Source organism: Aeromonas sp. s8 (assembly GCF_040907785.1).
GTDB lineage: Bacteria > Pseudomonadota > Gammaproteobacteria > Enterobacterales > Aeromonadaceae > Aeromonas > Aeromonas veronii.
In genome coordinates, this window is the sequence record NZ_JBFOCL010000044.1 from 1 (window position 1) to 25,158 (window position 25,158).

The 25,158-nt window shown below is 47.7% G+C and carries 22 protein-coding genes and 1 pseudogene; 17 read left to right on the forward strand and 6 right to left on the reverse strand.

The genetic code is table 11. The features are described from left to right. Positions 1–113 precede the first annotated feature (113 nt). The 6 genes from AB5Y86_RS15545 to AB5Y86_RS15570 form a co-directional block, all read right to left on the reverse strand. Positions 114–299, reverse strand: a complete 186-nt coding sequence (locus AB5Y86_RS15545; protein ID WP_005338109.1) for a hypothetical protein — start codon at positions 297–299, stop codon at positions 114–116. Positions 300–341: 42 nt separating this feature from the next. After that, a complete protein-coding gene (locus AB5Y86_RS15550; protein WP_368193315.1) occupies positions 342–923 on the reverse strand; it encodes a NifB/NifX family molybdenum-iron cluster-binding protein in 582 nt (193 codons plus the stop codon). After that, positions 920–1,234, reverse strand: coding sequence for a DUF134 domain-containing protein (locus AB5Y86_RS15555; protein WP_005338107.1), 315 nt, complete (start codon positions 1,232–1,234; stop codon positions 920–922). The genes AB5Y86_RS15550 and AB5Y86_RS15555 overlap by 4 nt, the downstream gene beginning before the upstream one ends. A 223-nt stretch (positions 1,235–1,457) precedes the next feature. Beyond that, the gene (locus tag AB5Y86_RS15560; RefSeq protein ID WP_005359180.1) at positions 1,458–2,639 is read right to left on the reverse strand and encodes a dicarboxylate/amino acid:cation symporter; all 1,182 of its coding nucleotides are present in this window, start codon (positions 2,637–2,639) and stop codon (positions 1,458–1,460) included. A gap of 192 nt (positions 2,640–2,831) precedes the next feature. Next, positions 2,832–3,383: a hypothetical protein gene (locus tag AB5Y86_RS15565; RefSeq protein ID WP_368193317.1), complete on the reverse strand. Its 552-nt coding sequence runs from the start codon at positions 3,381–3,383 to the stop codon at positions 2,832–2,834. Between the two features lie 105 nt (positions 3,384–3,488). Further along, positions 3,489–4,127: a TetR family transcriptional regulator gene (locus AB5Y86_RS15570; RefSeq protein ID WP_005350268.1), complete on the reverse strand. Its 639-nt coding sequence runs from the start codon at positions 4,125–4,127 to the stop codon at positions 3,489–3,491. Between the two features lie 140 nt (positions 4,128–4,267). Between AB5Y86_RS15570 and AB5Y86_RS15575 the strand changes: the two genes are divergently transcribed. From AB5Y86_RS15575 to AB5Y86_RS15655, 17 genes and pseudogenes are all read left to right on the forward strand, one after another. Further along, positions 4,268–5,461: an efflux RND transporter periplasmic adaptor subunit gene (locus tag AB5Y86_RS15575; protein WP_368193319.1), complete on the forward strand. Its 1,194-nt coding sequence runs from the start codon at positions 4,268–4,270 to the stop codon at positions 5,459–5,461. A gap of 17 nt (positions 5,462–5,478) precedes the next feature. Next, on the forward strand, positions 5,479–8,628 hold the full coding sequence (locus tag AB5Y86_RS15580; RefSeq protein WP_368193320.1) for an efflux RND transporter permease subunit: 3,150 nt from the start codon (positions 5,479–5,481) through the stop codon (positions 8,626–8,628). A gap of 340 nt (positions 8,629–8,968) precedes the next feature. Then, a complete protein-coding gene (locus AB5Y86_RS15585) occupies positions 8,969–9,115 on the forward strand; it encodes a hypothetical protein (RefSeq protein ID WP_368193322.1) in 147 nt (48 codons plus the stop codon). Between the two features lie 244 nt (positions 9,116–9,359). Beyond that, positions 9,360–10,427 (forward strand): UDP-N-acetylglucosamine--undecaprenyl-phosphate N-acetylglucosaminephosphotransferase, encoded by a 1,068-nt coding sequence (gene wecA / locus AB5Y86_RS15590; protein WP_368193324.1) that lies wholly within the window; start codon positions 9,360–9,362, stop codon positions 10,425–10,427. A 105-nt stretch (positions 10,428–10,532) separates the two neighbouring features. Further along, on the forward strand, positions 10,533–11,639 hold the full coding sequence (gene rfbB, locus AB5Y86_RS15595; protein ID WP_368193325.1) for a dTDP-glucose 4,6-dehydratase: 1,107 nt from the start codon (positions 10,533–10,535) through the stop codon (positions 11,637–11,639). Further along, positions 11,639–12,526 (forward strand): dTDP-4-dehydrorhamnose reductase, encoded by an 888-nt coding sequence (rfbD, locus tag AB5Y86_RS15600; protein WP_368193327.1) that lies wholly within the window; start codon positions 11,639–11,641, stop codon positions 12,524–12,526. Before rfbB ends, rfbD begins: the two co-directional genes overlap by 1 nt. 112 nt (positions 12,527–12,638) lie before the next feature. Beyond that, the gene (gene rfbA / locus AB5Y86_RS15605; protein WP_040094731.1) at positions 12,639–13,517 is read left to right on the forward strand and encodes a glucose-1-phosphate thymidylyltransferase RfbA; all 879 of its coding nucleotides are present in this window, start codon (positions 12,639–12,641) and stop codon (positions 13,515–13,517) included. Between the two features lie 58 nt (positions 13,518–13,575). After that, positions 13,576–14,130, forward strand: a complete 555-nt coding sequence (rfbC, locus tag AB5Y86_RS15610; RefSeq protein WP_368193329.1) for a dTDP-4-dehydrorhamnose 3,5-epimerase — start codon at positions 13,576–13,578, stop codon at positions 14,128–14,130. After that, positions 14,123–15,553, forward strand: coding sequence for a lipopolysaccharide biosynthesis protein (locus tag AB5Y86_RS15615; RefSeq protein ID WP_368193330.1), 1,431 nt, complete (start codon positions 14,123–14,125; stop codon positions 15,551–15,553). Before rfbC ends, AB5Y86_RS15615 begins: the two co-directional genes overlap by 8 nt. A 40-nt stretch (positions 15,554–15,593) precedes the next feature. Next, entirely contained in the window at positions 15,594–16,706 is a 1,113-nt protein-coding gene (vioA, locus tag AB5Y86_RS15620) for a dTDP-4-amino-4,6-dideoxy-D-glucose aminotransferase VioA (RefSeq protein WP_368193331.1), read from the forward strand. An 11-nt stretch (positions 16,707–16,717) separates the two neighbouring features. Further along, complete coding sequence (locus AB5Y86_RS15625; RefSeq protein ID WP_368193332.1) at positions 16,718–17,983, forward strand: polysaccharide pyruvyl transferase family protein; 1,266 nt, start codon at positions 16,718–16,720, stop codon at positions 17,981–17,983. Between the two features lie 14 nt (positions 17,984–17,997). Next, complete coding sequence (locus AB5Y86_RS15630; protein WP_368193334.1) at positions 17,998–19,266, forward strand: ATP-grasp domain-containing protein; 1,269 nt, start codon at positions 17,998–18,000, stop codon at positions 19,264–19,266. Beyond that, positions 19,251–20,255 (forward strand): glycosyltransferase family 2 protein, encoded by a 1,005-nt coding sequence (locus AB5Y86_RS15635; protein WP_368193336.1) that lies wholly within the window; start codon positions 19,251–19,253, stop codon positions 20,253–20,255. Before AB5Y86_RS15630 ends, AB5Y86_RS15635 begins: the two co-directional genes overlap by 16 nt. Before the next feature lie 79 nt (positions 20,256–20,334). After that, a pseudogene (locus AB5Y86_RS15640) lies at positions 20,335–21,018 on the forward strand (IS5 family transposase); the annotation flags it as partial. A gap of 732 nt (positions 21,019–21,750) precedes the next feature. After that, positions 21,751–23,025, forward strand: coding sequence for a hypothetical protein (locus tag AB5Y86_RS15645; RefSeq protein WP_368193338.1), 1,275 nt, complete (start codon positions 21,751–21,753; stop codon positions 23,023–23,025). A 124-nt stretch (positions 23,026–23,149) separates the two neighbouring features. Further along, positions 23,150–24,097 carry a glycosyltransferase family 2 protein gene (locus AB5Y86_RS15650; protein WP_368193339.1) on the forward strand — a complete coding sequence of 316 codons (948 nt, stop codon included), beginning with the start codon at positions 23,150–23,152 and terminating at the stop codon, positions 24,095–24,097. Continuing rightward, on the forward strand, positions 24,087–25,154 hold the full coding sequence (locus tag AB5Y86_RS15655) for a glycosyltransferase family 4 protein (protein ID WP_368193340.1): 1,068 nt from the start codon (positions 24,087–24,089) through the stop codon (positions 25,152–25,154). Before AB5Y86_RS15650 ends, AB5Y86_RS15655 begins: the two co-directional genes overlap by 11 nt. The last annotated feature ends 4 nt before the right edge of the window (positions 25,155–25,158 follow it).

Genomic DNA, 25,158 nt, shown 5'->3' on the forward strand with positions numbered 1-25,158 from the left:
GAGTAAATAGAGAGGGGGCACCAGCAGGTGCCCCCTCTCTCTTATAGTCTTTCTATTAAATGCGCCTTTAGTTTGCCGACCTTATCTCTGTGGCTATGGCGTTTGCGGTCAGGTTACTTTTTGGGCGTCGGCTCGCTGATCTGGTAGAGGTGATCCGCGCAGGCGCTGGAGCAGCCACAGGGACGCACCTCTTTATCTTCCCGCTTCTGGGCAAGCTGGTATTGGCGCCACCAGATGATGGTGCCCATGGCCAGGATCAGCACGAACGAGGCGAGCAGGCTCAACAACCAGATGGACATGATCTCTTCTCCTTGATGGTGATGACATGCACGGCGATGGCATCAGTGATGATGGCAGCAACCGCCCTGCTGGTTGGCACCCTCACTTCCGTGGCAACAAGTATGGCCTTGTCGTGAGCTCTCTGCTTGATGGCCACCACTGGCGCAACAGTGATCGGAGCCACTGTTGCAACCACCGTGACAATGGCCATGACTCGAGCCTGCGCCGACGGGCTGGATGGCACGGATCGCAGATTTGCTCTGATGACGGCGAGACGGACGCCCCTGACTGGCCTCGGTTAGAGGTTGCAGATTGGCGGGGGCCAGCAGCGCGGGCAGCGGCAGGCGGGCAGAGCGGCACTGCAGCACCCGGATATTGACCGCCAGCAGGCGCCCCAGCATTCGCTCGCCGATATTGCGCACCACCACCTGACCTACCTGATGATGGGTGAGGGCGTCGAGCAGCGCTTGCTTGCCGTGGCAGCCTTCGGCGGCGGCCGGATTGGGCAGGGTGGCGATAACGTTCCCTTCGGGGTTAAGAATTTGCAGCTGCTCGGCACGGGTAAAGTGGCCAGCCAGCAACCCCTGACTCAGCATCAGGGCGCTGTTGCTGGGGTTGGTGGTCATGGTTGTGACAGCATTCATGTCGGCTCTTCTCCACTGGTTGGGTGGTCGGGCTCGGCGGGTTGCATCATCAATGCCTTGCCCAGACTCAGACACTCCACCACCTTGTAGCGCCCTTTTTTCAGGATATTGGCCAGGGTCTGGCGGGAGACCCCCATCACCAGGGCGGCCTCCTGCTGCTGCATTCCTTGAAGGTCGACGAGGCGCAGTGCCTCGAACTCGTCAGGGGCCAGCGTGACCTGTTCCAGCTGATGCATGGGGCGGCCGTTGGGTTTGAAGCAGCTGTTGGCGGGGCGGCCACAGATCTGGCGGGCAATCTTGGGTCTTGGCATGGTGGCTCCTAATTGGCATAAGCCATTTATACGCTCATATGTGGCATATGCCAATAATTTTGTCGGGTGTAGAGAGCTGCGCCAGTGCTGTTTACGGCAGAGAGGGGTAAAGAGGGGGAGGAGGAATACGCACAAAAGCAGTGAAGGTGGCAGAAACGACGCAGGCCCGAACATGGTTCGGGCCTGCGGTTTTGCAGAGGATGGTCGGGCAATCCCGGCGAGTTTACGCCTGTTCGGCCTCGGCCACAGGAGCTGCGCTCTCGCTACCGTTGGCGAAGCGATCCGCCCACAGGGCAATCACGCCGTCACCGGTGACGTTGCAGGCGGTGCCGAAGCTGTCTTGCGCCAGATAGAGGGCGATCATCAGGGCGATGGAGGCTTCACCAAAGCCGAGCATGGAGGTGAGCAGGCCCAGCGCCGACATCACGCCACCACCCGGGGCGCCCGGGGCGGCGATCATGATCACCCCCAGCATCATGATGAAGGGGAGCATGGTCTCGATGCCCGGAATGGCCAGATGCTCGGAGAGGAACATCACCGCGGTGGCGCAGGTGACCAGGGTAATGGTGGAGCCACAGAGGTGAATGGTGGCACACAGCGGCACGGTAAAGTTGGCGATACCGTCGCTCACCCCGTTGTTCTTGCTCGATTGCAGGGCGACCGGAATGGTGGCGGCGCTCGACATGGTCCCCAGCGCGGTAAAGTAGGCGGGCAACATGTTCTTGATGAGCTGGGCCGGTGAGCGGCCAAGGGCCAGACCGGTACCCACGAACAGTACGGAGAGCCAGATCCAGTGCATCAGGATCGCCATCACCAGCACTACGCCGAAAGTTTTCAGGGTAGCGAATACGGTGCCTTCTACCGTCATCTCGACAAAGACGCCCGCGATATAGAACGGCAGCAGCGGGATGATCACCTTGGCCAGCAGGCGGTCGATGATGTCACGACCCTGATCGGCGACCCGGCGCAGATCGGTGGCCTGGGTGGCGCTGATGCCGATGCCGAACACGAAGGCGGCGGCCAGTGCCGACATCACGCCAAACAGCGGCGGGATCTCCAGATTGACGTAGGAGGCAAGTTTGATAGCCGTGGCCGTGGTGGGCTCGGCGGCGGTGGTGAACTGCGGGATCAGGTGGCTCGCCACGGTAAAGGCGAACAGCCCCGCCAGAATGGTGGAGCAGTAGGAGAGTGCCACGGTTTTGCCCAGCAGCTTGCCGGAGTTTTTCGGCAGGCTGGCGATGCCGCTCATGATAAAGAACAGAATGATGAGCGGAATGGTGAAGGTGATCAGCTGACCTATCACTGTCTTGGCCGTAAACAGCACGCGCGCCACCCACTCAGGGGCGTAGAGACCGAGCAAGAGACCGGCAAGGATGCCAGCAATGAGTTTCAGGACAAGTTTCATAAGGAAATCCGGAGTTGGTTGTATTGTCTGTTTTGTTATTAAAATTTGATATTAATCACACTTTTTAACACGTAAGCCGTGTTATGTCTGCCTTTTCTGCGTTAACGCCGAGTTAAATATTGTCGAAAGCCAAGATCGCCGACTAGCTGTCGGCTTGGCGTTGAACGGGAAAATCCGTGATGAATTAGCCCGTTAGGTGGCCTGATGATCGCCATGCAGCAACATGACGTACTGGCTGGCGTGTTGACTTGTGCATGATGGCGTGTTGGTCGAGGCGGTTTCCATCGGCGCCAGTTGCAGCGCTATCCCGGATGTGGTGACCAGTTGTTGTAGCTCATCGTGACTAATCTTGCCGCTTGGCTGTAGGGGGAAGCAGAGCGGAGCGCCCGCCTTGAGCAGGGTCGCCAGCTGTTGCAACAGGGGGACAAGGGTGGCCGCGTCGCTATCAAGCGGGCGGCTCAGCCAGATGCCATCGTAAGGGAGCACCGAGTGCATCTTCGCCAGCGGGCAGACCCGCACTGCTTGTCCGGATTGCTGTGAGGCAACTCTGGCGTCGGCCAGTACCGCTTCACAGGCGGTGACCACATACCCTTCTGCACGCAGCCAGCACAGATCCTCCCCCATACCGCACAGACCATTGAGCAGGTGAGCGCCGGGTTTGAGGCGCGCCACAAAGGCAGCTCGAACGTGGGCGTGCTGGTCGTTAAATGGCCAGGAAGCGGGGATGGCGTCAAAGTGTGGCACAGGGGTTACCTCAAGCTGGGGGCGCACAGGGTAACAAATCGGGGCCTGACTGCCAAAGCGCGCGGTCAGGCCCCGATTTGGATGTGATGAAGTTGCCGGAGCCGGTTAGCGGCAGCAGGCAGGCCCGTGGGGCTGGGCCAGCATGGTGAACATGCTCTCTATCATAAAGGCGGATTCGCCCTGCAGGTCGATCCGCCCCGGAAAGTGGAGCCAGTTGATGATGTAGCCATCCAGAGTGCAGTGGAGCAGGGTGGCGGCGCGCTGCAGGTTGAGGTTGGCTGGCAACTGGCCCCGCCGTACCGCATTGGCCAGGGTGGTCTCCAGATCCCGGAAGAAGTTGGCGGACTGGCTGCGGATATGTTCGCGCAGTGAGATGGCTTCCCCCTCCAGCGATTCGAGATTGAACAGGATGGTGAACATCTGCCGCTGGGCCGGATTGTGAATGAAGCTGTGGAGCACCCCTTCGAAGAAGAGGCGCAGTTGCCCCAGCGGATCCGGCTCATCTGGATTGAGGCAGGCATCGAGCTGGTGGGCGAGGGGGCTGCAGAGCTCCTGCCAGAGCGAAATGAAGAGTTCATCCTTGTTCTTGAAGTGCCAATAGATGGCACCGCGGGTCAGGTCTGCCGCCCTGGCGATGTCGGTCAGGCTGGTCTTGGCCAGGCCCTGAGAGCAGAACAGATCCAGCGCCGTGCTCATGATGTGGCAGCGGGTTTGCTGCGCCTCTTCTTTGGTTCGTCTGGCCATCGAAATTTGTGCCTCATGCAAGCAAAAAGTCACTTACATACATTTATGAATGTATGTATATTGCCTCATCTTTCGACTATTTACCAACAGGGCCCATGCGGCCCTGATTGTTCATTGACTGGCAAAGGCTCAGGTGTTTCATGCATAAACATATTCTTGCTCGTTCAGTTGGTCTTGCCTTGCTGGCTACAGGCTTGCTGGCAGGTTGTGGTGACAAGGGGGGCGCACTCCAGGGACAGGGCGGCATGCCGCCCGCGGCGGTCAACGTGGTGACCCTGCAGAGCGGTCCGCTAATGTTGACCACCGAATTGACCGGTCGCAGCGCCCCGCTGCGGGTGGCCGAAGTGCGTCCGCAGGTGAGCGGCATCATCCTCAAGCGCCTCTTTACCGAGGGAAGCGATGTGAAGGCGGGCGACCTGCTCTATCAGATCGACCCGGCTGTCTATCAGGCGGCAGTCGCCAGCGCCAAAGCCAATCTGGCCAAGGCCGAGGCCAACGAGCAGAGTGCCCGCCTCAAGGCGCAGCGCTATCAGGAGCTGCTCAAGGTCAAATCCATCAGCCGTCAGGACTATGACGACGCCGACGCCAGCTGGAAGCAGGCCAAGGCCGAGATCATGGCGAGCAAGGCGGCCCTGCGCACTGCCGAGATCAATCTCGGTTACACCCGCATCACAGCCCCCATCAGTGGCCGCATCGGTAAATCCGCGGTGACCGAGGGGGCGCTGGTGACTGCCCAGCAGGCTGACAGCCTGACCGCCATTCAGCAGCTCGATCCCATGTATGTGGATGTGCGTCAGTCCACCGCCGATCTGCTGCGTCTCAAGCGACTGGTCGCCGAGGGCAAGCTGACCCAGGACGAGCAGAAGGGGGCCAAGGTGACCTTCCAGCTGGAAGATGGTTCCACTTATGGCGAAGAGGGCTCGCTGCAGTTCTCCGATGTGACCGTGGATGAGACCTCCGGCATGGTGACCCTGCGGGTGATTGTGCCCAACCCTCACCAACTGCTGCTGCCCGGCATGTTTATGCGCGCGACCCTGCAAGAGGGTGAGCGGGCGCAAGGGTTGCTGGTGCCGCAAACTGCCGTGACTCGCACCCCCAACGGCGGCGCCACCGTGATGGTGGTAACCGCTGATAACAAGGTGGAGCTGCGCAACGTGCAGCTGAGCCGTGTCGTCGGCAGCAACTGGGTGGTGGAGTCAGGGCTCACCTCCGGCGAGCGGGTGATCGTGGCTGGCTTGCAGAAAGTACGACCGGGCGCCGTGGTCAATCCCGCCGAGCAGGGTGCTGATGCACCGTCTGCTCAAGCTGCGTCCAACACCCCGGCCAACAAGTAGGATGGAGTAGTCGCTTCATGGCTCGATTTTTTATAGACAGACCCATTTTTGCCTGGGTGATCGCGCTGGTGATCATGCTGGCGGGCAGCCTGGCCATCATCAAATTGCCGGTCGCCCAGTATCCGAGCATTGCGCCGCCTGCTGTCGGTATTTCTGCCAGCTATCCGGGCGCATCCGCCAAAACGGTGGAAGACTCGGTGACCCAGATCATCGAACAGAACATGACCGGGCTGGATCACCTGCTCTACATGTCCTCCCAGTCTGACTCCGCGGGTCGGGTGTCGGTGACCCTCACCTTCCAGCCGGGTACCGATCCCGATATCGCTCAGGTGCAGGTGCAGAACAAGCTGCAGCAGGCGATGTCGCTGCTGCCGCAAGAGGTGCAGCAGCAGGGGATCCGGGTACAGAAGACCTCCAGCAGCTTCCTGATGGTCGCGGCTTTCATCTCCAGCGATGGCTCGATGAACAACGACGATCTGGCGGACTATGTGGTCTCCAATATCAAGGAGCCTCTGAGTCGTCTGGACGGGGTTGGGGATATCACCTTGTTCGGCAGCCAGTACTCCATGCGGGTCTGGCTCGATCCCAACAAGCTCAACCGGGTGCAGATGACCCCGGGTGATGTGCAGGCAGCCATCAAGGCGCAGAACGCCCAGGTGGCGTTCGGCAAGCTGGGTGGTACCCCGTCGGTAGAAGATCAGCAGTTCACCGCGACTATCATGGGGCAGACCCGTCTCTCTACCGTGGAGCAGTTCAACGACATCCTGCTGCGGGTGAATCAGGATGGCTCCAAGGTACGGCTGAAAGATGTGGCCCGGGTCGAGCTGGCGGGCGAAAGCTATGACGCCGATGCGCTCTACAACGGCCAGTCTACCGCCGCGGTCGCCATCAAGCTGGCGACCGGTGCCAACGCGCTGGATACCGCCGAGAAGGTGCGTGCCAAGCTCAATGAGCTGTCGGATTACTTCCCGGCCAATATGGAGATCGTCTACCCCTACGACACCACGCCGTTTGTGAAGATCTCCATTGAGGAGGTGGTGCAGACCCTGATCGAGGCGATCTTCCTGGTGTTCTGCGTCATGTATCTGTTCCTGCAGAACTTCCGTGCCACTCTGATCCCGACCATTGCGGTGCCTGTGGTGCTGCTCGGTACCTTCGGGGTGATGGCGGCGTTTGGCTTCTCCATCAACACCCTCACCATGTTCGGTATGGTGCTGGCCATCGGCCTGCTGGTGGATGACGCCATCGTGGTGGTGGAGAACGTGGAGCGTCTGATGAGCGAGGAGGATCTCTCCCCGCTGGAAGCGACCCGCAAGTCGATGACCCAGATCACCGGCGCGCTGGTGGGGATCGCGTTGGTGCTCTCCGCCGTGTTCGTGCCGATGGCCTTCTTCGGCGGCTCGACCGGTGCCATCTATCGCCAGTTCTCGCTGACCATCGTCTCGGCCATGGTGCTGTCGGTGCTGGTGGCGTTGATCCTGACTCCGGCCCTTTGTGCCACCCTGCTCAAGCCGATGAAACATGGCGAGTTTGGTGCCAAGCGCGGCTTCTTTGGCTGGTTCAACCGCGCCTTTGATGCTGGTACCAATCGCTATCAGAGCGGCGTGCGCAAGGTGATCAAGCAGGGTGTGCGCTACAGCCTGATCTACGGCGCCATGCTGGCGGTGCTGGCTGTGCTCTTTATGCGGATGCCCACCTCCTTCCTGCCGGAAGAGGATCAGGGTGTCATCATGTCCATGGTGCAACTGCCGGTGGGGGCGACCAAGCAGCGTACCGAGGTGGTGCTGGCGGACATGCGCGACTACTTCCTGAAAAACGAGAAGGATAACGTTGACTCCGTACTGACCGTATCGGGCTTCAGCTTCGCCGGTAGTGGCCAGAACGCGGGTATGGCCTTTATCAAGCTCAAGGACTGGAGCGAGCGCAAGAGCGCGGATCGCAGCGCCAATGCCATTATCGGCCGCGCCATGGGCTATCTGTTCAGCATCAAGGAGGCGCAAGTGTTCGCCTTCAACCTGCCTCCGATCCCGGAGCTGGGTACGGCGACCGGTTTTGACTTCTTCCTGCAGGATCGCGGCGGTATCGGTCACGACAAGCTGATGGCGGCGCGTAATCAACTGCTTGGCATGGCGGCGCAGGATCCCACCTTGGTGCGAGTGCGTCCGAACGGGATGGAAGATACGCCGCAGCTCGATATCAAGATCGATTACGAGAAGGCGCTGGCGCAGGGGCTATCCATCGCGGATATCAACAACACCCTGGCCACCGCCTGGGGCTCGTCCTACGTTAATGACTTCGTTGACCGTGGCCGGATCAAGAAGGTCTACATGCAGGCGGATGCCCCCTTCCGGATGAACCCGGAAGATCTGAAACTCTGGTATGTGCGCAACAGTGCCGGTCAGATGGTGCCCTTCTCCGCCTTTGCCAGCACCGAGTGGAGCTTCGGCTCGCCGCGTCTGGAGCGCTACAACGGCGTGCCGGCGATGGAGATCGTCGGTGAAGCTGCGCCCGGCAAGAGTACCGGTGATGCGATGGCCGCCATCGAGCAGATGGTGAAACAGCTACCGGAAGGGGTGGGTATCGAGTGGACCGGGCTCTCCTTCCAGGAGCGTCAGGCCGGTTCACAAGCACCTGCGCTCTACGCCATCTCCTTGCTGGTGGTTTTCCTCTGTCTGGCGGCCCTCTACGAGAGCTGGAGCATTCCGTTCTCGGTGATGCTGGTAGTACCGCTCGGGGTACTGGGGGCTATTGTTGCTGCTACCCTGCGCGGGCTGGAGAACGACGTCTACTTCCAGGTGGGCCTGCTCACCACCATCGGCTTGTCGGCGAAGAACGCGATTCTGATCGTGGAATTTGCCAAAGAGCTCTATGACAAAGGGATGGGGTTGGGTGAAGCGGTGGTGGAGGCGGCACGCCTGCGCCTGCGTCCGATCCTGATGACCTCGCTCGCCTTTATCCTCGGGGTGCTGCCGCTGGTGATCAGCTCTGGCGCAGGTGCCAGCAGCCGTAACGCCATCGGTACCGGCGTGATGGGGGGGATGATCAGTGCCACCGTGCTGGCCATCTTCTTCGTGCCGCTCTTCTTTGTGTTGGTGATGCGTTACTTCACTAGCCACAAGAGTAAAGAGGCGCGCATGGCTGCAGCGGTTGAGTCAAAAGGTGACTGATGGCATGCAGGTTTAGCTAATCTGAACAGAGTTCAATAAATCGCCAGCCTGCTTTGGTCTGGCTGACAATCAAGCAGGGCAACCCCATGGGGTGCCCTGCTTTTTATGAGCTTGTCGAGAGGTTCGTTTTACCGATTGTTGAAATAAGTAGCAGGGCGTTCGAGCTGGCTGTTACAAGCCTTGTGTTCAGCTTTAAATTGCCCCCCAATGAGGTAATTTTTGCTGTTCATATGGGGGGGATACGAGCTAGAATCCTAGTTCAAATCGGTTCTGTATGGTGACAATGGCGCGATAGATTTGTGATAGCGCGTAGCGATGCATGCCGCCAAAGTACAATTAAATGCTGGAGGACATGATGGCCAACAGCTTGAGCAATGTGGTTAAAAACAGCGAACTGGGGGCTGCAACCCAGTGCGGTAGCCATTCTCATGCTTTTTTAACCATTTCTGTCACCACGTTTTTTATTTTAAACTTAACTTTAAATTAAATATTGTTTAAAGGTTTTTGTGGTTTGAATATTTTTAATAATCTCTACATCCCTTTTTTGTTTATTTAATTAGGTGAATATATCACTAATTTAAATAACTAGGGAAATGATTTTTTGATGACGTTACTGGCTTTATGGTAAAGATTCAACGAACAATTGAATTTGTTAATAATAGATAAAATGTGCTCAAGCTAGCTAGGATATGGCTTGTATGCAAGTGAAGGGATAAAACAGGAATCAAATAATGGAGATGTCAGGTATTATTGCCTTTCTTGGCACTGCAATAGCGATCGTGTTTTTACGGCCAATCGCAGGTAAGTTGCAACTTGTTGACCTTCCTAATCAGCGAAAACAGCACGTGGGGGCTATCCCGTTGATTGGGGGGCTTGCAGTGAGTATAGGTGTATATCTAAGTGTATTTATTACTATGCATCTTTCACTTACGCTGGTTATGTTATTATTTTGTGCAGGAGCTATGGTTGTGATTGGTGCGGTAGATGATGCACTTGATATTTCACCAAGGCTGCGTTTGGGTTTGCAGGCATTCCTTATAGTTGTGTTATGTTTATCCACAGGTGTGGGTCTACACCACTTTGGTGACTTAGTGGGACTGGGTAATATTAGCCTGCCTCGGGGTGAGGTTTTCGTTGCTGTACTTGCTGTTTGTGCAGCGGTTAACGCCTTTAACATGATGGATGGCATTGATGGCCTCGCTGGCTCAATGGCTGGGATAAGCTTGGTCGGCTTGGCTACGTTGTTCAGCAATACCATGCCCGATATGGCCAACTTCTGTTTAGTAATCGCGATTGCGCTGGTGCCCTATCTGGCGATCAACCTCACCATCCCCCCCTTTAAACACAAAATTTTTATGGGTGACGCAGGCTCAATGTTTTTGGGCTTTATAATCGGCTTTTTAGTGATTTATGGTTCACAAGTCACTGAACAACACCCAGCATTCAGACCTGTAATGGCCCTGTGGCTAATGGGATTGCCGCTGATCGACATGGTCGGAATTATGATCCGGCGTATTCGGAAAGGTCAATCCCCACTCAAGGCTGACCGTAATCACCTTCATCATATCTTGTTGCATGCCGGATTTACTCATCGTGAAGCATTGTTGCTAATGGTCGTTACCAACCTTGGCATAGTTTTTATGGGCATTTTGGCTGAAATGGCAAAATTACCTGAATGGTTAATGATGGTTATCTACTTGGGGTTGTTTGCAAGTTATACCCTATCTCTTAACTATGCATGGCGAGTAGGACGTTGGATAAAGAACAGTAAAAATCAAGTAAGTAACAACAGTAATTGACCCTTACCTAGGTTTTGTCAAGCTGAGGCTAAGGGATATATTATTCATTGTTTATTTTATCTTTCATAAATTTGTATTTAACTTCAACATGGCCTAATAAAGAGAATGAAAATACTCGTTACTGGTGGCGCAGGCTTTATCGGCTCTGCTGTGGTGCGCCATATAATCCGTGATACCCAAGATTCCGTTATCAATCTCGATAAACTCACCTATGCCGGCAATCTGGAATCCTTGGCCGATGTATCGACAAGCGAGCGTTATGCGTTTGAGCAAGTGGATATCTGCAACCGTGCCGAGCTGGATCGGGTGTTTGCCCTGCACCAGCCGGATGCCGTGATGCATCTGGCCGCCGAGAGCCATGTTGATCGCTCAATCACAGGCCCGGCTGACTTTATCGAGACCAATATCGTTGGCACCTATATGTTGCTGGAAGCGGCTCGCGCTTACTGGAACGATCTGGACGAGGTACGCAAGGCGGCCTTCCGCTTCCACCATATCTCCACAGACGAGGTATATGGTGATCTGCCCCATCCGGATGAAGTTGCCACCGGTGAGACGCTGCCGCTCTTTACCGAAACCACCCCCTACGCCCCCAGCAGCCCCTATTCTGCCTCCAAGGCTTCCAGCGACCATCTGGTGCGCGCCTGGCGCCGCACCTATGGCCTGCCCACCATGGTCACCAACTGCTCCAACAACTACGGCCCGTACCACTTCCCCGAGAAGTTGATCCCGCTGGTCATCCTCAACGCGCTGGATGGCAAGCCATTACCTGTCTACGGCAAGGGCGACCAGATCCGTGACTGGCTCTATGTGGAAGATCACGCTCGCGCGCTCTATAAGGTGGTGACTACTGGTGTGGTCGGGGAAACCTACAACATCGGCGGCCATAACGAGAAGCAGAACCTGGACGTGGTGCATACCGTGTGTGATCTGCTTGACGAGATTGTGCCCAAAGCGGGTTCTTACCGCGATCAAATCACCTATGTGGCTGATCGTCCCGGTCACGATCGCCGCTATGCAATCGATGCGACCAAGATGAGCGCCGAGCTGGATTGGCAACCGCAAGAGACCTTTGAATCCGGTATTCGCAAAACTGTGCAGTGGTATCTGGATAACCAGCAGTGGGTCAGCAACGTCAAGAGCGGTGCCTACCAGTCCTGGATTGAGCAGCACTATTCTGCGATTGAAAAGAACGATGGGGAGCGTGCCTGATGCATATTCTGCTGTTTGGCAAAAACGGCCAGGTAGGCTGGGAGCTGCAGCGCGCACTGGCGCCGCTGGGGCGCATCACCGCCGTTGATTTTGACTCCAGCGATTATTGTGGTGACTTCAGCAACCCGGCCGGCGTGGCGGAGACTGTTCGCCTGGTGAAGCCTGATGTCATCGTGAATGCAGCCGCTCATACCGCAGTCGACAAGGCCGAAAGCGAGCGGGAGTTTGCCGAGCTGCTTAACGCAACCAGCGTGGCAGCAATTGCCAAAGAAGCGGAAGCATTGGGAGCCTGGCTGGTTCACTACTCTACCGACTATGTGTTCGATGGCAGTGGTGAGCGCCCCTGGGTGGAAACCGATGCGACCGCGCCGCTCAACGTCTACGGCGAGACCAAGCTGGCGGGTGAGCAAGGTGCCGCCCTTTGTGCCCGTCACCTGATCTTCCGCACCAGCTGGGTCTACGCTGCCCGTGGCGCCAACTTTGCCAAGACAATGCTGCGCTTTGGCAAAGAGCGTAGCGAGATGTCAGTCATCAATGACCAGTTCGGTGCTCCGACCGGGGCCGAGTTGCTGGCCGATTGCACTGCCCATGCTCTCCGCGTGGCGCAGCGCAAACCCGAGGTCGCTGGGCTGTACCATCTGATTGCCTCCGGTACCACCACCTGGTTTGACTACGCCCAGCTGGTGTTTGCCAAAGCCAGAGAGGCTGGCGTTGAACTGGCGGTGACACAGCTCAATGCAGTGCCGACCAGCGCCTTCCCGACTCCGGCCAAACGCCCCCATAACTCCCGCCTTGATACTGGCAAATTCCAGCGCACCTTTGATCTGGTGCTGCCGGAGTGGACCGTCGGTGTAGAGCGGATGTTGACCGAGATCCTCGGTAAGTAAATCACTGGCCAGGGATGTGTTGAACGCCTCTCTGACTGGCAGGGATAAAACAGAAAGGTGTGGTCGCAAGCCACCCTTTTCTTTTGCAATTTAAAAATAAGAAACAAGCATCATGACCAAACGTAAAGGCATTATTCTGGCCGGTGGCTCAGGCACCCGTCTCTATCCAGTCACCATGGCGGTGAGCAAGCAGCTGCTGCCCATCTATGACAAGCCGATGATCTACTATCCGCTCAGCACTCTGATGCTGGCCGGTATTCGCGATATTTTGATCATCAGCACGCCGCAAGATACTCCCCGTTTTGAACAACTGTTGGGTGATGGCAGCCAGTGGGGCCTGAATTTGCAGTACAAGGTGCAGCCAAGTCCGGACGGGTTGGCACAAGCCTTTATTCTGGGTGAAGAGTTTATCGGGTCAGACCCCTGTGCGCTGGTGCTGGGGGACAACATCTTCTACGGCCACGACCTGCAGAAACAGTTGGAAGCCGCAGCGGCCAAAGAGAGTGGCGCTACCGTCTTTGCCTACCATGTGCATGACCCCGAGCGTTATGGGGTGGTGGAATTTGATAAAGAGGGGACCGCTATCTCTCTGGAGGAGAAGCCACTGGAGCCCAAGAGCAACTATGCGGTGACCGGCCTCTATTTCTACGACAACAGCGTGGTGGAGATCGCCAAGAGCCTGAAGCCGTCGCCCCGTGGTGAGCTGGAAATTACCGATGTGAACCGTATCTACCTGGAGCAAGGCAATCTGTCGGTGGCCATGATGGGCCGTGGTTATGCCTGGCTGGATACCGGTACCCATGAAAGCCTGATTGAAGCGAGCAACTTTATTCAAACTATCGAGACCCGTCAGGGGTTGAAAGTGGCGTGCCCGGAAGAGATTGCCTATCGCCAGAAGTTTATCAATGCCGACCAGGTGCGTGAACTTGCCGCGCCGCTGGCAAAGAATGCGTATGGCCAATATTTGCTAAGAATGGTTGCCAAAGCCTGATGTGATATGGGGGGATTACGCTCTCCCCATAAAAATTGAATTAAATGTGGGTAGAGCGATGAATGTAATCAAGACTGCAATTCCTGATGTGCTTATTTTTGAGCCAAAAGTATTTGGTGATGAACGTGGTTTTTTCTTTGAGAGTTTCAACAACAAGTTGTTTGAAGAGGCGGTAGGATATCCGGTTAACTTTGTGCAGGATAATCATTCCAAATCCTCGAAAGGGGTGTTGCGTGGTTTGCACTATCAATTGCCCCCGTATGCCCAGGGGAAGCTGGTGCGTTGTGTGACGGGTGAAGTTTTTGATGTGGCGGTAGATATCCGCAAAAACTCACCGACCTTCGGGCAGTGGGTTGGGGTTCATCTGTCAGGTGAAAATAAGCGACAGTTGTGGATCCCTGAAGGATTTGCCCATGGTTTTGTGACCTTAAGCGAAACGGCGGAGTTTTTGTATAAGACGACCAATTACTATCATGTGAACAGTGATAGAGGCATTCAGTGGGATGATAAGCAACTAGCAATAGCATGGCCAATAGAAAATTTAACAATCACCTTATCTGGTAAGGATCAACGACAACCACACCTTGCAAATGCCGAGCTTTTTAATGTCTAATTTGGCCACAAAAACAAAAAAAGGCCTGAAATGGAGTGCTATTGAGCGGATTTTAACGCAAGGGATTCAACTACTCATCACCTTATTACTTGCACGCTTATTGGGGCCGAGTGCATTTGGTTTGGTTGGTATGTTAGCGGTGTTTATTTCCATCGCAGCTGTGTTTGTCGATAGCGGTTTTACGTCGGCGCTGATCCGTAAAACGAATCGTTGTGACAGTGATTTGGTCACGGCCTTTTATTATAATATTGCTGTATCTGTAGCATGTTATCTGGTGCTTTATATGAGTGCCCCCTGTGTTGCCCAGTTTTATCAGCAACATGAACTACAAAGTCTGTTGCGGGTATTGGGCCTAACGGTTGTGATTAATTCATTCACCTTAATCCCCCGTGTAAAATTGAATGTTGCGATGGATTTTAAAACCCAGGCGAAAATATCCATAGTAAGCGTAGTGATTAGCGGTACCACAGCAATCTTGCTAGCTATAAACGGTTTTGAGGTATGGGCGCTGGTCATCCAGACCTTGCTAAATGCTAGTTGTAACATGCTGTTGTGTAATTTGTTGGCGCCCTGGCTGCCGCGCGGCAAGGTTAGTAAGCAATCGTTTAATTATCTGTTTGGGTATGGTAGTAAATTACTACTTTCAGGACTATTAGACGTGACCTATAACAACCTGTATCAAATCATCATAGGTAAAAAATTTAGCCCCGCTGTGGTTGGGCAATTTAGTCAAGCCAACCAGTTGGCAAGTGTGCCCGCAAGCACCTTGACGGGGATTATTCAACGGGTCAGCTTTCCTATGTTCAGTCAATTACAAGAAGACATGGTCAGGTTGGGTGATTCATATCGGTTGACGCTAAAAATGGCAGCAATATTGATATTTCCTTTAATAATAGGACTGGGATTGATTGCAGAACCATTGTTAACCTGTTTATTAGGTAGCCAGTGGCAACCTGCTGCTGCCTTGCTGACGGTGCTATGTTTAGGATATATGCTATACCCCATTCACGCTATTAATTTAAATCTATTACAAGTCACAGGGCGTAGCGACCTTTTTTTAAAACTTGAAGTGCTCAAAAAAATCATTGGTGTGACCATATTACTGTTATCCATACCTTATGGATTAATGGCTATGTGCATAGGTAGAGCTATTGGTTCATACATCGCATTATTTCTGAATATCTATTACACAGCCAAACTCACTCGTATAAGTCAGTGGCAGCAGTGTAAGGATATTGCCCCAATCTGGTTCGCTGTGATCTTGTCTGCTGCCCTAGCTTATGTTGCTGGTTTGGCATGGCAAGAACAACCCTGGTTGCAGATAGTAATTAATCTTGGTGTGGCGCTGTTATGCTATTTACTGTACTTATTTATGGCCGAAAAGCCACTGATGCTACAGTTACGTATCATTCTGCGCCGTTAATTAAAAAGAATATTGTAATAACATAATTGTGGATCCCATTATGAGTAATAAAAATATACCTGTCACACAGCCCTTCTTGCCTGATTTGAACGAATTTATCCCCTACCTGGAAAAAATTTGGGATAATCGCTGGTTGACGAATAATGGCCCATTCCACCAGCAACTTGAGGCTGCGTTATGTAAATATCTTGGCGTAGAGCATGTCTCGCTGTTCAATAATGCAACCATTGCGTTAATTACTGCACTGCAAGCGTTGCGCATCAGTGGTGAAGTGATCACAACCCCTTATTCATTTGTGGCAACTAGTCACTCGATCATGTGGAATGGTCTTGAACCCGTATTTGTCGATATAGACCCGACTACATTCAATATTGATCCGACCAAAATTGAAGCTGCTATTACTTCACGCACAACTGCCATTATGCCTGTGCATTGCTATTCCAATCCTTGTGATGTTGAGGCTATTCAAAAAATTGCTGACAACTACGGTCTTAAAGTAATTTATGATGCCGCCCATGCGTTTGGGGTGAACTATAAAGGTGAAAGCTTATTGAAATGGGGAGACCTTTCTATTTTAAGCTTTCACGCTACCAAGGTATTCAATACCTTTGAAGGTGGTGCGATTATCAGCCCGGATGCCAAAACCAAGCAACGCATTGATCGCTTGAAAAATTTCGGCATAGCCGATGAACTAACGGTGACTGCACCGGGGATTAACGGAAAAATGAGTGAAATCAATGCCGCATTTGGTTTGGTGCAGCTTAAACATATTGATCAGGCCATGGTACAGCGCCAAGCTGTCGCCGAGTGTTACCGTGCAGAGCTTGCTGGAGTAACCGGCATTACCCTGTATCAGCATGATGCTCACGCCAACAGTAACTTCTCTTATTTCCCTATTTTAGTAGAGGCTGAATACCCGCTTAGCCGCGATGAATTGTATGAAAAGCTTAAAGCGCATGGTGTGTTATCTCGTCGTTATTTTTATCCACTTATCAGTAACATGCCAATGTACAGGGGATTGTCTAGTGCTAATATAAGTCATTTACCTAACGCTAATTCATTAGCGGAAAAAGTGCTATGTTTACCAATTTATAATGAGTTAACGCTTCAAGAAGTGAAGCACATTATAGAAGTAATAAACTCATGTTTTTAAATAGGTCTAAGATGAAAGTTGCGATTACTGGCCCATTAGCGGACAAAAATTTGGGCGATTACGGGATGTTTATAAACAACCTCTATGATATGCCTATCGAACATAAATATATTGTTTTTTCATACAATAGTGCTTTTGTTGAAAATCTAAAAAGTGATTTTCTTCAAGGCTATGATGTGGATTTTATTGATGTACAATTGACAAAAGAAACAAAGTCAAAATTCAATATACTTGAAGAGCTCAAAAAAATAAGAAAAACACTACTTGGCACTTCAAGGAAAAAGATACCCACACCACTTGAATTACTTAATCGTTGTTCAAATATAAGACAGTTGGAAAGGGAGATAGAATCAATAGATGTGTTATTAGTCTCTGGGGGGGGGTATTTTAATGACCTTTGGTTTGAATGGGAACGCAATGGCGATCTATTTAAGATAATAACACCTATTCTTATAGCATCAAGGATGAATAAAAAAGTTGTTTTTACTGCAAATGGTTATGGTCCATTTGATTCAAGTCAGCATTTTTATGAAATGGTTTTCGCCGAAAGTAAAAACGCAATTTTTGGTTGCAGAGATAAAAAACTATCGCCTATGTATTTATCATCTGTTGGTGTTAAGTCAGTGGAGTACTTGCCTGATGACTTATACATAGTTAACTCGAAGATTGAATTCGGTAAAGATTATAGCTATAAGAAATATGGCGATTACGTTATATTTGAACAATATGGAGATGTTAAAAAACTAAAAGAGAATATCGAGAAAATAAAATCTTTGGTTTTATTTTTGAAGAGTAAAAAGCTTAATCTTGTTTTTTTAACCTTTGATATTGATGAGCCGACAACAACATACCTTAAAGAAAATATTAAGCAGGATAATTTTTATATATTTGGATATGACTCAGGTTATTTAAAAATAAATGATGCCGTTGGTTTAATTAAAAACTCGAAACTTGTTATTTGTAATAGATATCATGCTTTAGTGCTTTCTTTAACCAATAAGGTGCCTGTCATTAATGTAATAAAACCAGTATATGATCTAAGATACTATTACAATAAAAATGTTGGGGTGTTAGATAATGCCTTTGATGGCTTGTATTACGACTATGGTTTATTTATTAAAGAATCAATTTCGGATGTTATAGAGGTAATTCTGTTTGATTTTGATAATTTATTAATGAAACAGAATAGATTGTACCAAAGCCCGGAATTTGATTCTAATAAAGCAACCCTCGCTGACGTTAGGAAAGCCTTCTTTAATAGACATCTGATTGGATAATTTGGGGTGATTTTATGCGTAATATATTAATTGTCCCCTGTGGCACAGAAATAGCTCATGAGCTTATAAGATCTTTAAAAGACATTAAAAACATTAATATATTTGGCGTTAATAGCATAGAGTGTTATACTGACTTACCTTTAAGGAATGTTTTTTTTGACGCCCCACGAATCGATTGTGAAGATTTTGTCGACTATGTTTCAGACAAAGTTGAAAAGCATGAAATAACTCACATCCTGCCTGCACATGATTCTGCTGCATTAAAGTTAACAGAGTTTGCTCATCTTCTTAGTGCAAAAGTCGTATCATCATCCTACGAAACTAATAATATATGTCGTTCTAAGCGATTAACTTACAATACCCTTAAAGATACAGTATTAGTTCCTAATTTATATAGTTTGAATGATGATTTAATCTTTCCGTTATTTGTTAAACCTGATGTCGGCCAGGGTAGTAATGGAGTGCGAAAAATTAAAGCATATGCAGATCTTAATTTATCAGAGGGAGAGTTGCTATGTGAATATTTAAGCGGATCAGAATATACTGTTGATTGTGTGACCGATAGTAATGGTCAACTTTTGTTTGCTAAAGCGAGGCGGCGTTCTGTTACTAGAAATGGCATATCTGTAGAGACTGAGTTAGTAAAATCACAGCAGCAGTTTCATGATTTTGCTCAAAAAATTAATGCAAAGCTTCAGTTACGTGGCGGGTGGTTTTTCCAAGTTAAAGAAAACGCTAGGCAGGCTCTTTGTTTGCTTGAGGTTTCTACTAGAATTGCTGGTTCAATGATCACTAGCAGATTTAATGGTATAAATTTTACAGAGCTTTCTATATTAATTTCTGACAATATACCAGTTTCAGTTATTGATAATAAATTAGACGTAAAACTATATCGGAATCTTGCTTATCAATTTAAATCCAATTTGAGTTATAACGTTATCTATACAGATTACGATGATTGTTTATTACTGGAAAATGGAATAATAAATACAGATCTGATGAAGTTACTATTTGATGCAATTAATAAAGGTAAGAAAATTGTGTTAATTACTAGGCATGCTGGTGACTTACAACAGTCTTTAAGTAAATTTAGATTGTCTTTTATTTTTGATGAAGTAATACATATTATTGATTCTGCAAAGCCAAAATCAGAATTTATATCTGAAACTGACGCAATATTTATTGATGACTCATTTAAGGAACGAAAAGAGGTTTCTGATAAATTAGGTATTCCCTGTTTTTCTGTAGATATGATTAGGGGGCTATCTTGTTTACAAAGCTAACTGCGCCTCATTCAGAGGCTGAGATTAAGAAGCATTGGAAATATGTAGATAAAGTTTATATAAGTATATTGTGCCCTTGCTTTAATCAGGAAAACTATATTCGTGATGCAATAGAGAGTTTTTTGGCTCAAGAATGTGAGTATAGGTTCGAGTTAATTGTTCATGATGATGCCTCTACTGATAGTACGCCTGAAATATTAAAAATCTATCAAGCTAAATTCCCTACGATTATTAAATTGGTGTTGCAAGAAGAGAATCAATATTCACAGGGTAAACAAATTTCAGCCATTGCTGCTAGTCATGCACAAGGAATATACCTAGCTCTCTGTGAAGGTGATGATTTTTGGATTCATTCATACAAGATACAGAAGCAAGTCACCTACTTGTTGGCAGATTCATCATTATCATTAGTACACACCGGTTCATTTGATCTCATTGAGAACACGGGTGAAATTACAACAAGTTTTGTACCTTCGCCAATAAATACAACCAAGTCTTTATTTAACCGTAATCGAATAAGAACACTAACTACAATGTTCCCCAAAAAACACTTTGACGATTTCTATTTACAAAATGGAGAGGAGGCAAGTAAATGGTTACTCGGTGATTGGCCATTGTGGATATATTTTTCTACTGTAGGAAAGATAGCTCACATACCGGATATAACCTCTGTATATAGAATTTTACCAAACTCTGCATCTAATTTTACGAATATTAAAAAGAAAGAACGATTTATAAATTCGACTTTTTATATGCGGCTATATATGTGCAAAAAGTACTCTGCTAGCAGCTCTTATCGCTCTTATATAGATGATATATATAAGTCATATGCTAGACAATGTTTAGCTCATGGTATCTTATTTCCAAAAGAGTATGTTGACAAATTAGGCTTTTTATATAAAGTTCTAGTTTTTTCGAATAAAATAGGTATTGTGCAAAATTTTTTAATATTGAGAACTTGGTTGCGAAGTTGTTTGCCATTTAGTTAATCTTGGTTACCCATGGTGAGCAAGCTCGCAAGCAATGGTATTTCCAGACTCATTACAGTCATTGGGGGCGGGGGATCATTTCCGCGACAGCGCTATTAAGACCGCGCTGGTTCTAAAGTTCGTGTTCAAGTTGCCCTGTGTACACTGGAGGGGTTCATCAATTCACTGTTCAAGTTGTGGATGTGCCCTTGCAGTCACCGACTACAGCTGCATCAGCAAACGCGCTAAGCTGGTCAACATTCTGTACTGTTTGCACCCTAGCTCATCTGGTGATTGATGTCACTGGGCTGAAGTTCTATGGCGAGAGCGAATGGAAGGTGCATAAGCACGGCAAGGAGAAGCGGCGAGTCTGACGCAAGCTGCAATCTGGCTGTAGAGGTGGCCCACGATATCGTGGCGGCGGAAGTCTCGCTGGAAAATGTCCATGATGCCGAGGTGTTGCCCACCTTGCTCAAGCCACTGCGGCGCAGTTGGGACTTGTTTATACGGATGGTGCCTATGACAGCAAAGTCAACCATCGACTTATCTCGAGCAAAGGGGCGACAGGCGGTATTCTGCTGCGCAAGGAAGGGCTGGCGCACTGGATATCGGTGTATCACCGTCGCTCACTGGCAGAGACGGCGATGTATAGGTTCAAACAGTTGCTGGCGGGAAAATCAGTCTGCGTAACTACAATAGCCAAGTGGGTGAAGTCATGGCGTATGTAAGCGCCATAAATAAACTGAACACCCTTGGCCTACCTGTCAGAAAGCCCCGAGTGTAGTGGTCACCTGGGGCAGGGGAATGCATGACTGTTGGCTGATTTGGGCAATAACATCTTGGCAGGGGGGGGCGGGCTGTGAACAAAATGACGGGGCTTAGAATGCCTCTCGGGCAACATCTGAACTGAGCGGAGCAAACCGCTTAGGGGAACACATCTCAATTCTGATTCAGTCAGTAATGCCAATAATACTGGGTTATGGCTATTTATCAGAAGTGCCGCTAAAACAACATTGGCCGCAGCCCAACTCCTGGCTGAATATAAAAAAATAGCCTACCACCCGCAATGAAGAAATTCATAACTTATTTCATTCTGGTGGGTATCCACCAAAACAGATGGATGAATTTTTGGCATTCATTACTCCCCAGTTAGCCGAGTGGTTGCTAAAAAGATCAAGTCATAACATAAACCATGGTAAAATATCATGATGAAAGGCCTGCCACAGTGGTGACGCTGGTGTGGCAATGTACAATTTAAAACGGTTAATAGCGGGAAAAATTAGTCTGGGAAATTACAGTTTTCAGTTAGGAAAAGTGATGGTGAATATGAGCGCGATAAGTAAATTGTACCCCGTGGGTCTTCACTTAAGAAAAATCAAAATAAATTTCCCCAGTGTTGTAGTTTGATGGTTTATTTGCGAAGCTACATCGCGAGCAGATGATTTAACGTAGATTATAATATCGATTCTATTTCAGTGTTTTTTGTATATGAGCCTTCTAAAGTGGTTAGCATAAAATGTTTAAATTTACAGCCAGCTCTCTCCTTTTTATATTAACTGCGTTACTTGTTATTCCGATGAAAATAAGCGTGCCAAACGTGACTGTATCATATTTGATTGCAGTAATGTTGGTAGGCTTATCGCTACTTAATATTACAATTCGAATGAGAGTTAATACGCGCGTTTTTGGTTTGTTATGGCCAATTTTAGTAGTGATTCTTATTGCACCGCTTTTTTCATTTGGCAATCCTGATTTCTATGTCATTAACTTAATTTTTCGGGGGCTTTTATTCATAATCGCAGGTTATGCTTTGTCTATGTTATATTTTTATCTTTATGGTCAGCGATTTGAGATGAAATTACTTTCCAATATCTTCTATATTGGAGTTGTCAATTCATCTATTGCTGTATTGGCCCTGATAAGTAGAGACTTTTCTTTAGCTCTTTACCGTTTTATTGAAATATCTGATAATGCAAAAATCCACTTAGAACAAGGGTATAGAGCGACAGGTCTTTTTTATTCTGGAGTTTCAACTTTATCATTGTTTAATGCGGTCATTTTTTTTATTGGAATTTTGATTTTTTTTGGAAAAAGTCATCAAGATAATCCTCAAGAAGTCTTTTATAAAAGTAGCAATAGAACTATATTAGCACTAATTACGTTAACTATTGTATTCATATCAACTTGCGTTGCTGGCCGTTTGGGTTTGATGTTGATACTACTTACAGTTATTTCTGTAGTGTTCTTCCCAGGCCACATTATTTACAAAAAAAGATTGCTTAGATATTTTATTTTAAGTGGATTGTTTGTTTCGCTATTTTTATTTTTTTATTACGAGCGCATTGAGTATATTTTGAGATGGGCATTTGAATTGGTTTTTAATTGGCTAAGCTCAAACGAATTTTCATCGAAAAGTTCTGATCTGCTATTTGATACTATGTATTTTTTGCCTGAGAGAGAAATTGATATATTTTTCGGAACTGGGACATTTGGTCGTGGTGATGGCGCTAAGTATATTGATAGCGATGTAGGATACGTATTAATGATTTTTTATGGGGGGGTGACATCTATTGCTGTCCTCATGTTTGTTTATGCGAAAATATTATATGATGCTTTTAGTTCAGGAAAGTCATTAGTGAAGATAGTTGTGATTTATACCTTATTGGTTATATTTCTCGCAAATTTTAAAGATGTTTACTTGTATGGATTAAATGGCATTAATCAGTTGTTATTTATCCTATCCGGTGCATTGGTTATACAATACAAAAATAAAAAACGATATATTAATTGAGGATTTAATAATGGATAGAAATAGAACATGGGGTGCAATTTTTATATAATATATTTAATGGTTTTTTTTTTTTAAAAAATCATAAGCAATGTATTTATTGATTTAATCGGATGAAGTATTTAAAATGATTGATATTATAATTGTAAATTGGAATGCTGGAACACAACTCTATGATTGCTTAAATTCAATTGAACATTCCAATTTGAGTCTTATAAAAAATGTAATTGTAATTGATAACGCATCTGTTGATGATTCCATTCCACTAATTAATAATATTACATGGGATTTTAATTTAATAGTCATCCAGGAGATGGATAATCTTGGCTTTGGTAAAGCATGCAATAAGGCAGCTAAATTTTCTAATTCAGATTATATATTGTTCTTAAATCCAGATACTAAGGTTTTCTCCGATTCTATAGAAAAAACTTTATTTTTTTTATCATCGGATGAAAATAATGGCTATGGCGTATGCGGGATTAAGCTATATGATAGTAACGGTATCATTCAACCACATTGCGCAAAATTTCCATCTTTTAAAACATATATTGGTCAGTCAACTGGATTAAATGCATTATTTCCACGCATGTTTCCCCATGTAATTATGAATAATTTTGATCATCAGTCAAGCATGGACGTTGATCACTGTATTGGCGCTTACTATATGATTCGCCGTCATATATTTAATGCCGTTGGTGGGTTTGATGAAAGATTCTTTGTATATTTAGAAGATCTTGATCTGTCATTGAGAGTGCACGAGTTTGGGTATAAAATTAAATACTTTGCGGGAACTTCAGCATTTCATAAGGGGGGGGGGACCTCTGAGAAGGTAAAAGCACATCGGCTATTCTATTCGCTTAGAAGTAGGATTCTATATTGTTTTAAACATTTCAATCGTTACGAAGCATACGTGGTTGCTCTTTTAGCATTGTTTGTTGAACCAATACCGAGAACAATTCAAACTTTAATAGTAAAGCGTTCATTTTCTGAGTTCAAAAATGTATATAATGGTTATGTACTACTCTGGAGATATATTGGTTCAGTAATTAAAGCAGGTGTTCATTGTGAGAAATAAGAAATTATTGATCCTATCTAAGTATTCCAATAAAGGGGCTAGCTCAAGACTACGAACACTACAGTATATTCCATACTTTGAGGCTTCTGGATTCTCTGTTGTAACCTCATCTCTTTTTGATGATGACTACCTTAACTGTCTTTATAAAAATAAGAAAGCTACTGTTCCAAAATTAGTCAGTTACTATATAAAAAGACTATATATGGTTTTGACTGCATTTCGATTCGATTTAATTATAATCGAGAAGGAAGCATTTCCGTATTTGCCTTCATGTTTTGAACATCTGGTTAAATTATCAAGAAAACCATATATATTAGACTATGATGACGCGATATTTCACAATTATGATCTTCACAGTAACGTATTTGTACGCCAACTTCTCGGCGGTAAATTATTAGGGTTAATAAAAAATTCCAGCGCAGTAATGGTTGGAAATAGTTATTTATCAAATTATATCCTTGGTCATGGTTCACGACGGACTGAAATCTTCCCAACAGTAATTGATCTTTCTCGCTATACTGTTGTTCCGAATTTTTTTGATGGAACATTAAGAATCGGTTGGATTGGCACTCCCTCAACAGTAAAATACCTTAGGTTACTGTGGCCTGCATTAGAAATCATATCGCGAGAAATGAAGGTTGAATTGATTACAATTGGAGCCAGTGAAATCGTGGATTGTCCGATTCCTATTGAACAATATGAATGGTCAATACATAAAGAAAATGAACTTCTCTCTTTAATTAATGTTGGAGTTATGCCACTACCAGATAATCCTTGGGCAAATGGAAAGTGTGGTTATAAATTAATCCAATATATGGCTTGTGGTCGCCCTGTCATTGCGTCCCCAGTGGGGGTTAATAAAAATATTGTTGATCCTGACATAGGTTTTTTAGCAGTTGACACAGCTGATTGGTGTAACGCATTTAAGTACTTTTATGAAAATCCATCCAAATTAAATTCATTTGGTCTTATGGGTAGAAAAAAAGTTGAATCTCATTATAACTCAGCCATAATCGCTTCTAAAATGATAGAGTTATTCAATGATGCAACGAGGTAAATCT

Excerpts from the sequence above, each read along its gene's own strand:
- AB5Y86_RS15545 (WP_005338109.1), bottom strand. The coding sequence starts at position 299 with ATGTCCATCTGGTTGTTGAGCCTGCTCGCCTCGTTCGTGCTGATCCTG.
- AB5Y86_RS15550 (WP_368193315.1), bottom strand. The coding sequence starts at position 923 with ATGAATGCTGTCACAACCATGACCACCAACCCCAGCAACAGCGCCCTG.
- AB5Y86_RS15555 (WP_005338107.1), bottom strand. The coding sequence starts at position 1,234 with ATGCCAAGACCCAAGATTGCCCGCCAGATCTGTGGCCGCCCCGCCAAC.
- AB5Y86_RS15560 (WP_005359180.1), bottom strand. The coding sequence starts at position 2,639 with ATGAAACTTGTCCTGAAACTCATTGCTGGCATCCTTGCCGGTCTCTTG.
- AB5Y86_RS15570 (WP_005350268.1), bottom strand. The coding sequence starts at position 4,127 with ATGGCCAGACGAACCAAAGAAGAGGCGCAGCAAACCCGCTGCCACATC.
- AB5Y86_RS15575 (WP_368193319.1), top strand. The coding sequence starts at position 4,268 with ATGCATAAACATATTCTTGCTCGTTCAGTTGGTCTTGCCTTGCTGGCT.
- AB5Y86_RS15580 (WP_368193320.1), top strand. The coding sequence starts at position 5,479 with ATGGCTCGATTTTTTATAGACAGACCCATTTTTGCCTGGGTGATCGCG.
- AB5Y86_RS15585 (WP_368193322.1), top strand. The coding sequence starts at position 8,969 with ATGCTGGAGGACATGATGGCCAACAGCTTGAGCAATGTGGTTAAAAAC.
- wecA (WP_368193324.1), top strand. The coding sequence starts at position 9,360 with ATGGAGATGTCAGGTATTATTGCCTTTCTTGGCACTGCAATAGCGATC.
- rfbB (WP_368193325.1), top strand. The coding sequence starts at position 10,533 with ATGAAAATACTCGTTACTGGTGGCGCAGGCTTTATCGGCTCTGCTGTG.
- rfbD (WP_368193327.1), top strand. The coding sequence starts at position 11,639 with ATGCATATTCTGCTGTTTGGCAAAAACGGCCAGGTAGGCTGGGAGCTG.
- rfbA (WP_040094731.1), top strand. The coding sequence starts at position 12,639 with ATGACCAAACGTAAAGGCATTATTCTGGCCGGTGGCTCAGGCACCCGT.
- rfbC (WP_368193329.1), top strand. The coding sequence starts at position 13,576 with ATGAATGTAATCAAGACTGCAATTCCTGATGTGCTTATTTTTGAGCCA.
- AB5Y86_RS15615 (WP_368193330.1), top strand. The coding sequence starts at position 14,123 with ATGTCTAATTTGGCCACAAAAACAAAAAAAGGCCTGAAATGGAGTGCT.
- vioA (WP_368193331.1), top strand. The coding sequence starts at position 15,594 with ATGAGTAATAAAAATATACCTGTCACACAGCCCTTCTTGCCTGATTTG.
- AB5Y86_RS15625 (WP_368193332.1), top strand. The coding sequence starts at position 16,718 with ATGAAAGTTGCGATTACTGGCCCATTAGCGGACAAAAATTTGGGCGAT.
- AB5Y86_RS15630 (WP_368193334.1), top strand. The coding sequence starts at position 17,998 with ATGCGTAATATATTAATTGTCCCCTGTGGCACAGAAATAGCTCATGAG.
- AB5Y86_RS15645 (WP_368193338.1), top strand. The coding sequence starts at position 21,751 with ATGTTTAAATTTACAGCCAGCTCTCTCCTTTTTATATTAACTGCGTTA.
- AB5Y86_RS15650 (WP_368193339.1), top strand. The coding sequence starts at position 23,150 with ATGATTGATATTATAATTGTAAATTGGAATGCTGGAACACAACTCTAT.